General features: G+C 53.7%; 2 protein-coding genes. Both read right to left on the reverse strand.

Features of this window, described 5'->3' with window-relative positions; genetic code table 11:
- Positions 1-112 precede the first annotated feature (112 nt).
- Positions 113-751: a TetR/AcrR family transcriptional regulator gene (locus FT726_RS26925; protein ID WP_346303811.1), complete on the reverse strand. Its 639-nt coding sequence runs from the start codon at positions 749-751 to the stop codon at positions 113-115.
- A 182-nt stretch (positions 752-933) separates the two neighbouring features.
- A partial coding sequence (umuC, locus tag FT726_RS26930) for a translesion error-prone DNA polymerase V subunit UmuC (RefSeq protein ID WP_346303812.1) occupies positions 934-2058 on the reverse strand: 1125 nt, incomplete at its 5' end.

A 2058-nucleotide genomic window follows, 5' to 3' on the forward strand; every position in this document is an offset into this window, starting at 1 on the left:
TTAAAAAACTTTCCCTTATCGACCCAACCACATAAAGCCATGCCATTTTCACATTCGAGCACAACCATTGTATTTCTTCTTTTTTGACGCCGAACAATTGTGCCCACCTCCATCATGTTGATGCCTGTCTAGAGAAGCCTTTCCCATCTTCATTTCTGTTTAAGAGCACCGATCTGACAATAAATTCGTTACACCTTTTGAGTTCGTCAATTTCGGGCTGAATTTTCCCGTAAACTCGCATCCCTTCCAGCATCATAAAAATGCTTATTGCCATTGTTCGTGGGCTTTCATCGCACCGAAAAAGCTGCTGCGTCTGACCTCTGCATAATATTTTCTCCAACTGATTGATTATTGAATTGAATTTATGATGAACCTTACTTTTTATCTCTGCATCACCCGGTAGAAGTTCACTGGCCGCGGCAATGGTAAAACAACCTTTTTCTCCATCAGGAGAAGATGATAAAAGCGCTACAAATTCTAACGTTTCGCGCAATGCCTTTTCTGGAGATAACTCCGCATCGCGTTCTGCTGCTCTGGAAACACCTTCATCCATGTATTGCTGTAAGGCCGCGAGATAGATTGTGCGTTTATCAGGGTAAAGCTTATAGATACTTGCGCTTGCAAGACCAGAGGCTTTCATGAGGTCGGACATTGATGTTGCCCGATATCCTTTTTGCCAGAAGCATTCCAGCGCGGTATTGAGAAATGTTTCAGGATCGAATTCTCGGGGTCTACCAACAGATGCTTTCATATAATCCTCCATAAGTGAGCATTATTGTAGATCGATCAATCTACAATTAAAAGTCCCTTTTTAAATTGACCTGACAAACTTGTCCAGGCTGCAAATCTTGATGAGAAAATGTCCGTTCCTTACTCATAGCGGACCTTAGTCTGCCGTTGCAAGAATACATGACGTCTGGCTGTCATCGGGTATTATTTAATAACCGGGATATCGCGCAGTCGCGTGGTGTACCGTGGAGACAGCATTTCGCGCTTCATCTGCCAGCTGCTGTCCTGAGCCCCCTGGCCCGCAAACCACACCTTTCCCCGGCCCGAACGGTTGATGCCGTCCAGCGCCGCCATCAGTGCGTCAGCGTTGGCGCGCGGCAGCTGCTCGCTGAACATGTCGAACTGCGCCACGCCAGAGTGATAAAAATCACCCAGCATGACGCCGGCCTTCGCGTACCGGTAGCCGTCACGCCAGATAGTACCCAGACCCCGCAACGCGGAATCAATGATGTCCCGCGTATCATTCGTCGGATAGTCGCAGATGCACGATGCGGAGTTCGAGTACTGCGGCCCTTCCCCGTGCCGGCCCGTGGCGATAGAGACGCTGATGTGCCGGCAGCGGGCGTCCTGCTCCCTGAGCTTTTCCGCCGCGCGCGTGGCGTAAAGCACCACCGCCTGCTGCATGTCCTCCAGACGCGTGACGCGCTGCCCGAAGGAGCGCGAGTTCACTATCTGCTGCTTCGGCGGCGGTGCGTCCTCAAGCGCCAGGCAGGACTCTCCGTTCAGCTCGCGCGCGGTGCGCTCGGTGATGACGTCAAAGTTCTTTCGTATCATGCTGGCGTTGCTGTCGGCCAGCTGCAGAGCCGTGGTGATGCCCAGCTGGTTCATGCGCACGCTGATGCGCCGCCCGATGCCCCAGACGTCGCTGACGTCAGTCAGCTGCAGCAGCTTCCGCTGCCGGCTCCGGTCGGACAAATCCACCACGCCCTGAGTCTTCGTCCACTTTTTGGCCGCGTGGTTGGCGAGCTTCGCCAGCGTTTTGGTCGGCCCGAAGCCCACGCCGATCATCAGCCCCGTTTCCTGCCGGATGCGCGCACGCATCTGCTGGCCGAACGACTCCAGCGGGATCAGGCTGCCAATCCCGGTCACGTCCAGAAAGCTCTCATCGATGGAATAGACTTCCTGCCCCGCCGCCATCTCTCCCAGTATGGCCATCATGCGCGCCGACATGTCACCGTACAGCTCGTAGTTGGAGCTGAACACGTGCACGCCGTTCTCGCGGAAGAAACGCTCGTTCTGAAACAGCGGGGCGGCCATTTTAATGCCCAT

Source organism: Pantoea sp. Morm, from assembly GCF_016643525.1.
GTDB lineage: Bacteria > Pseudomonadota > Gammaproteobacteria > Enterobacterales > Enterobacteriaceae > Pantoea > Pantoea dispersa.

Excerpts from the sequence above, each read along its gene's own strand:
- FT726_RS26925 (WP_346303811.1), bottom strand. The coding sequence starts at position 751 with ATGAAAGCATCTGTTGGTAGACCCCGAGAATTCGATCCTGAAACATTT.